The 6,284-nt window shown below is 62.4% G+C and carries 6 protein-coding genes; 4 read left to right on the top strand and 2 right to left on the bottom strand.

The window, feature by feature from the left end:
• On the top strand, positions 1-2,098 hold a 2,098-nt coding region (gene hrpB / locus FEM54_RS21760; protein ID WP_138452950.1), incomplete at its 5' end, for an ATP-dependent helicase HrpB.
• Positions 2,099-2,231: 133 nt separating this feature from the next.
• Here the strand turns inward: hrpB and FEM54_RS21750 are convergent.
• A complete protein-coding gene (locus tag FEM54_RS21750) occupies positions 2,232-3,320 on the bottom strand; it encodes an endonuclease/exonuclease/phosphatase family protein (RefSeq protein WP_138452946.1) in 1,089 nt (362 codons plus the stop codon).
• Between the two features lie 41 nt (positions 3,321-3,361).
• The gene (locus tag FEM54_RS21745; protein WP_138452944.1) at positions 3,362-4,021 is read right to left on the bottom strand and encodes a YciC family protein; all 660 of its coding nucleotides are present in this window, start codon (positions 4,019-4,021) and stop codon (positions 3,362-3,364) included.
• A gap of 180 nt (positions 4,022-4,201) precedes the next feature.
• Between FEM54_RS21745 and FEM54_RS21740 the strand changes: the two genes are divergently transcribed.
• From FEM54_RS21740 to FEM54_RS21730, 3 genes are all read left to right on the top strand, one after another.
• The gene (locus FEM54_RS21740; protein WP_099547599.1) at positions 4,202-4,972 is read left to right on the top strand and encodes a DUF2076 domain-containing protein; all 771 of its coding nucleotides are present in this window, start codon (positions 4,202-4,204) and stop codon (positions 4,970-4,972) included.
• Positions 4,973-5,090: 118 nt separating this feature from the next.
• Positions 5,091-5,567, top strand: coding sequence for a LabA-like NYN domain-containing protein (locus FEM54_RS21735; RefSeq protein ID WP_017139349.1), 477 nt, complete (start codon positions 5,091-5,093; stop codon positions 5,565-5,567).
• 42 nt (positions 5,568-5,609) lie between these two features.
• On the top strand, positions 5,610-6,221 hold the full coding sequence (locus tag FEM54_RS21730; RefSeq protein ID WP_138452942.1) for a 3'-5' exonuclease: 612 nt from the start codon (positions 5,610-5,612) through the stop codon (positions 6,219-6,221).
• Positions 6,222-6,284: the final 63 nt, after the last annotated feature.

The following is a 6,284-nucleotide window of genomic DNA, read 5'->3' as shown; positions in this document are numbered from 1 at the left end:
GGCCCTGAGCCTCAACGGCCGCGAGCTGTTTCGCGACGAGCAACCGCTGAAAATCCTGCTGATGTCCGCCACCCTCGAAGGCGAGCGCCTGGCCGGCTTGCTGAACGATGCGCCGATCCTGCGCAGCGAAGGGCGCATGTTCCCGGTGCAGATGCGCTGGGGGCGGCCGTACCAGGCTGGTGAATTTATCGAGCCGCGCGTGGTGCAGACCGTCCTCGACGCGGTGCAGGACCAAACGGGCAGTATTCTGGTGTTTCTGCCGGGGCAGGCCGAGATTCGCCGGGTCAATCAACAGCTGGCCGACGCCTTGGGTGATCGCCCTGATGTGCTGCTGTGCCCGCTGCATGGCGAACTCGACCTCAACGCCCAGCGCGCCGCCATCGACCCGGCGCCGGTCGGCAAGCGCAAAGTGGTGCTGGCCACCAACATTGCCGAGACCAGCCTGACCATCAATGGCGTGCGCGTGGTGATCGACGCCGGGCTGGCGCGGGTGCCGCGTTTCGACCCCGGCAGCGGCATGACCCGCCTCGACACCCAACGCATCTCCCGCGCCAGTGCCACCCAGCGTGCCGGCCGGGCAGGGCGCCTGGAGCCGGGCGTGTGTTATCGCCTGTGGTCCGAAGACCAGCACGAAGGTTTGGCCGCCTATGGCAGCGCGGAAATTCTCGCCGCCGACCTGGCGGGCCTCGCCTTGCAACTGTCGCGCTGGGGCGTGACGCCCACGCAACTGGTGTGGCTGGATGTGCCGCCGACCGCCGCATATGCTCAGGCCCAGGATTTGCTGGTGCGCCTCGGCGCGTTAAACGACGACACACTCACTGCCCATGGCCAGAAAATGGCGGAGTTGCCCGCGCACCCGCGCATCGCCCACTTGTTGCTGCGCGGCCAGGACTTGGGGCTGGCCGCGACCGCCTGTGAGGTGGCGGCCTTATTGGGTGAGCGCGATATCTTGCGCGGCGGCGGCGCGGATTTGCACAGTCGCCTGGCATTGATGTCGGGCCAAGAACGCGCGCGTGGCACCCAGGGCGGCGTGCAGCGGGCCAAGCAACTGGCCCGTCAGTACCGGGGCTATTTGCGCGGCCAGCCGACTCAAGCTGTGGCCGACCCTGACCACCCGCGTTGGCTCGGCGCCTTGTTGGCGTTGGCTTATCCGGACCGCGTCGCTCAGCAACGCCGCCCCGGTGGCGCCGAATATCGCCTGGCCAATGGCCGCGCCGCGCTGTTCGCCGAGGCCGACAGCCTGATGAAACAACCTTGGCTGGTGATCGCCGACCTTGGCAGCCGCCAAGGCCAGCGCGAAGAGCGCATCTACCTCGCGGCGGATTTTGACCCGGCGCTGTTCGACAGCGTGCTGGCCGAGCAAGTGCGCAACGTCGACCAACTGGACTGGGATGAACGCGAAGGCGTATTGCGGGCCGAACGCCAGCGCAAAGTCGGTGAGCTGGTACTAAGCCGTGAACCGCTGACCGGCCTGGATGAGTCCGCGCGCAGCCAGGCACTGGTCAACCTGGTGCGCCGCAAAGGCCTGGAGCTGCTGCCGTGGACGCCCGAACTGCGCCAGTGGCAGGCGCGCGTCATGCTGCTGCGCCAGCTGGATGCGGGTAAAACCAGCGAATGGCCGGATATCAGCGACAAAGCCTTGCTGGCCGATTTGGAACATTGGCTGATGCCTTACCTGGGCAAAGTCTCGCGCCTGAGCCATTTTTCTAATTTGGATATTTCCAGCTTCCTGCACAACCTGCTGCCCTGGCCGCTGCCCCAACGCCTGGACGAGCTGGCGCCACAGCATGTGAAAGTGCCATCGGGTTCGTCGGTGCGCTTGGACTACAGCGAACAGCCGCCGATTCTGGCGGTGCGCCTGCAGGAATTGTTCGGGCTGGCGGACACGCCGCGCATTGCCGGTGGGCGCCAAGTGGTCAAGCTGCACCTGCTGTCCCCGGCACGTCGGCCGGTGCAGGTGACGCAGGACCTGGCGAACTTCTGGCGCAGTACCTATGCCGAAGTGAAGAAGGATTTGAAAGGAAGATACCCCAAGCATTACTGGCCGGATGACCCCTTGGTGGCCGAACCCACTGCCCGGATCAAACCCCGAAAGTAGGTGATGTGAAGATCCAATGTGGGAGCTGGCTTGCCTGCGGTACAGACGACTCGGTCTGTCCCTTTCACCGAGGCGATGCTATCGCAGGCAAGCCAGCTCCCACAAAAACCAGCTCCCGCAGGGGAATTGTGGGTTATTGCGCGGCCGGCAGCAGGAACCGGGCGATCACTGGCAGGTGGTTGGAGATGCGCAGTGTGTCGTCTTGGCGCACTTTGGCCTCCACCCGCTTGATCCTTGGGCTGTAGAACAAATAATCCAAGGTCCTATCCGGCCCATCCACACTCGGGTCATTGGGGAAGTGCGTCAGCCACTTCGCCCGGTCAATCCCACTGGATTCGCTGTTACTCGGGATCATCGGGTACTTATCCCACAACAAATGCAGCTCACTGTCCGGCGAATACTGCCCGCGCTTGCCCGCATCCAGGCGCAGGAATTGCCCCAGCGGCAGCAAATTGAAATCCCCGCCAATCAACCATGGCGTGCCACGGCCTTCGAACTTGTCCAGCAGTTTTACCGTGGCTTTTACCTGCTCCTGCACGGCGGAACGCCCAGGCTTATCGCCATCCAGGCGCGTATTCAGCACGGCCAGTTGGCCGCCATCGCTCAACGGCAGATAGGTCAGCAACAACGCAGGTTTCGGCTGGAACTGGCGGCTGATGAAGTTGGCCGGGGACACCGGCAATTGCAGGCGTTCGGCGTGTTCGATCTGGTAGCGGCTCAGCGTGACGAGCTTGCGGCCGACGCTGCCGAAGATGTGCAGGTTGGGCACAAAGTCGGCTTTCCAGTCGAACGCCTGTGCGCTGCAGGGGTAAAGGTCGACCAGGCGCTCCTGGAGCAACGCCACCTGGTCCTGATAGTGAGAGGACTTGGCGCCTTCATCGAGTTCCTGCAGCAACAGGATGTCGGGCTGTTCGTCGCGAATCACGCGAGCCACTTCGTCCAGGCTGAAGGCCATGTCTTCCACGGTAGGGCGATCGTCCGGGCCTTTGCCGTCGGGGCTGTCGTACCAGAACACGTAGTTTTTGCCGGCCAGGTATTGCACGTTCCAGGTCATGACCTTGAGCGCCTGCCCCGGCAGCAACGTCGGCGCACGTGGCGCCACGCAGCTGACGGGCAGGGTCTGCTTGTCGACAGGGCGCCAGGTCAGGCTGTAGATCAGGGCTGTGAGCAGACCCACGATGATCAACAGGCTCAACAGGGTGATGCGCAATAAACGGGTCATTGGCTCGGCTTATAGCGTTATCAGAGGTGGCACGGAGCATATCACCGCGCGTCGGCATCGCCACCGACCAACATAAACAAACGGAAAAGTACCACGCTGGTAAACAGTTGCAGGAAGCTGTGGGCGCTGTCGATCAGCACACCCAGCAGCGGCGCAGGGTTCGGATAGGCCGCCACGCTCGCGCCTTTGAGCAGCCACAATGGCGTCATTACGCACAGCAGGCACACCAGGATTCGCCAGAAATGCCCCCGGGTCAGGCGGAAACTTTCCTTCATCGCCTCCAACGCCGACATGCCACGCAACACCAGCAGGTATTCGGCAAACGCCAGCACCACCATCAGCCACAGGCCCGGCAGGAAGTACAGCGACAGCCCGAGCAGAATCAACAAGGTGCTGACCGCCGTCAGCAGGGCGAAACGCGGCCACATGGCCAGGGCCATGGCCCACACGTCTTTAGTGCTGGGCGACTCACCACGGGTGCGCGCATCCAGAAACAGGATCAAGGCGCCGGTGTACAGCGGGTACACCAACAACCCGACGACCACGCTATAACCGGGAAATGCATCCGGGCCAAGTGTGTGGTCGAGCACCTGTTGCAGCAGGGCTTCGAGGATCACCAACGGCAGGCACAGCTGGACGATGGCGCCCAGGTTGCGTTGGGTGAAACGGAGGGAGTCGCGCAATACGTCTAACGGATTCATCAGGTTCGTCACAGGCCTAAAAGCAAGGCCAACACTTTAACCGATCATGACGAGAGGTAAGCAAACGTAAACCTTGCGTAAAGACCATTGAAACGTCTGGTAACACCCCCATAACTAGGCTGTAGCTCGCCTGATCACAGGCGAGCCCATGATTTCTACCGGCAATCTAACGAGGTCGCCATGAACAGCGAAGAGCAAACCCTGATCGATGGACTGTTTTCACGGTTGCAGCAAGCCGAAACGGACTCAGCCCCCCGCGACGCCCTGGCCGAAGCGCGGATCAAGGAGCACATGACTCGCCAACCGGCCGCCGGGTACTACATGACCCAGTCGATCCTGGTGCAAGAACACGCGATCAAGAGCCTCGACGCGCAGAACAAGCAACAGGCGCAGCAGATCCAGCAATTGCAGGATGAACTGCAACAGGCGCGCGCGCAGTCGGCGCAACCGGCACCGAGCAGTGGTGGCTTCCTGTCGAGTATCTTCGGCGGTGGCGCCTCCCGTGACACGCAGCCTGCACAGAGCGCACCGCCTTCTTCCGGCGGCGGCTGGCGTGAACCGGCGCGGCCATCGTTCGGCCAGCCTGCACCGCAACAGAACTACGGTGCCCCGCAGCAAAACTATCAACAGCCACAGCAAGCACCGGCCGCGCCTATCGGCAGTGGTTTCCTCGGTGGCGCGTTGAAAACCGCCGCCGGTGTGGCCGGTGGTGTGATGTTGGCCGAAGGCATCAGCAGCCTGTTCAGCCACAACTCGCAGCAGCCGCAGGTGGTGGAAGAAATCATCCGCGAAGAACCGGCACCGGCCAGCGACAACGGCAACTGGGGCAATGACGACCAGAAGTTTGCCGGCAATGACAGCTGGGGCAATGACAACTCATCTGACAGCTTCGCAGACAGCGACTACTCCGACGATTCCTCCTCCTTCGGCGACGACGACTCCTTCGTCTGACCCACCTTCAACCGGGGCGCTTCGTCGCCCCGGGCTGATTTTTCGCTGAAACTTTCCCATGGCTGGCATACTGGCAGCCTTTCCGGGCCTTGGCGCCTGGCTGTCATGAGGAAGTGCGGTGAAAAAAATTGCAGTGTTCGCCGATGTACAAAACCTCTACTACACCGTGCGCCAGGCGTATGGCTGCCACTTCAACTATGCGGCGCTGTGGGCTGATATCAGTTCACGCGGGCAGATCGTCGAGGCCTACGCCTACGCCATCGACCGTGGCGACAGCAAGCAGCAGCAATTCCAGCAGATCCTGCGCAACCTGGGCTTTACGGTAAAACTCAAACCCTACATCCAGCGCGCCGACGGCTCGGCCAAGGGCGACTGGGACGTGGGCATCACCCTGGACATCATGGACGCCGCCGACCACGTTGACGAAGTGGTACTGGCTTCCGGCGACGGTGATTTCGACATGCTGCTCGAACGCATCATCCAAAAGCACGGCGTTGAAGCCGTGGCTTACGGCGTGCCGGGGCTGACGGCCAACTCGCTGATACGCGCCGCCAGCCGTTATGTGCCCATCGAAGGCGCGCTGCTGCTTAAATAAGCGCTCAGGCTCAATCAATAGTTAGACGGAGTTGGAACAGGTTTGGAACGTATAGCGGTCATCGACTTTGAAACCACCGGCATCACCCCGAGCAGTCACTGCCGGGCCACGGAAATCGCGGTGGTTATCCTCGAGCGCGGCCAGATCGTGGACCGCTACCAAAGCCTGATGAATGCAGGCGTGCGCGTGCCGGGCTTTATCGAGCGACTCACCGGCATCAGCAACGCCATGCTGAGCAGCGCGCCACCGGCTGAGCAGGTGATGAATGAAGTGAATGAGTTTGTCGGCACCACGCCACTGCTGGCTCACAACGCCGCGTTCGACCAGAGGTTCTGGGACTTTGAGCTGAGCCTGATCCGTCGCACCCGCCTGCAAAAATTCGCCTGCTCGCTGCTGCTGGCCCGCCGCCTGATGCCGACTGCGCCCAACCACAAGCTCGGCACGCTGAACGCGCTCGCCCAACTGCCCCACACCGGCAAGGCTCACCGGGCGATGGCGGATGCGGAAATGGCGGCTAACCTCACCGCGCACCTGGCCCAGGAACTGCGCGGCACCCACGGCTTGCGCGAACTGTCCCACGACCTGCTGTGCACCTTGCAAAAAGTGCCGGCGGCGAAGATCAACGAACACCTGAAGAAACACCGCGGGTTCTAACTCAAGCGCAGATCAAAATGTGGGAGCTGGCTTGCCTGCGATAGCGGTATATCAGCCAGGTGT

Source organism: Pseudomonas edaphica (assembly GCF_005863185.1).
GTDB classification, from domain to species: Bacteria; Pseudomonadota; Gammaproteobacteria; order Pseudomonadales; family Pseudomonadaceae; genus Aquipseudomonas; species Aquipseudomonas edaphica.
Note: the sequence above shows the minus strand (reverse complement) of the source record. Positions and strands in the feature narration are given on the sequence as shown.

Excerpts from the sequence above, each read along its gene's own strand:
- FEM54_RS21750 (WP_138452946.1), bottom strand. The coding sequence starts at position 3,320 with ATGACCCGTTTATTGCGCATCACCCTGTTGAGCCTGTTGATCATCGTG.
- FEM54_RS21745 (WP_138452944.1), bottom strand. The coding sequence starts at position 4,021 with ATGAATCCGTTAGACGTATTGCGCGACTCCCTCCGTTTCACCCAACGC.
- FEM54_RS21740 (WP_099547599.1), top strand. The coding sequence starts at position 4,202 with ATGAACAGCGAAGAGCAAACCCTGATCGATGGACTGTTTTCACGGTTG.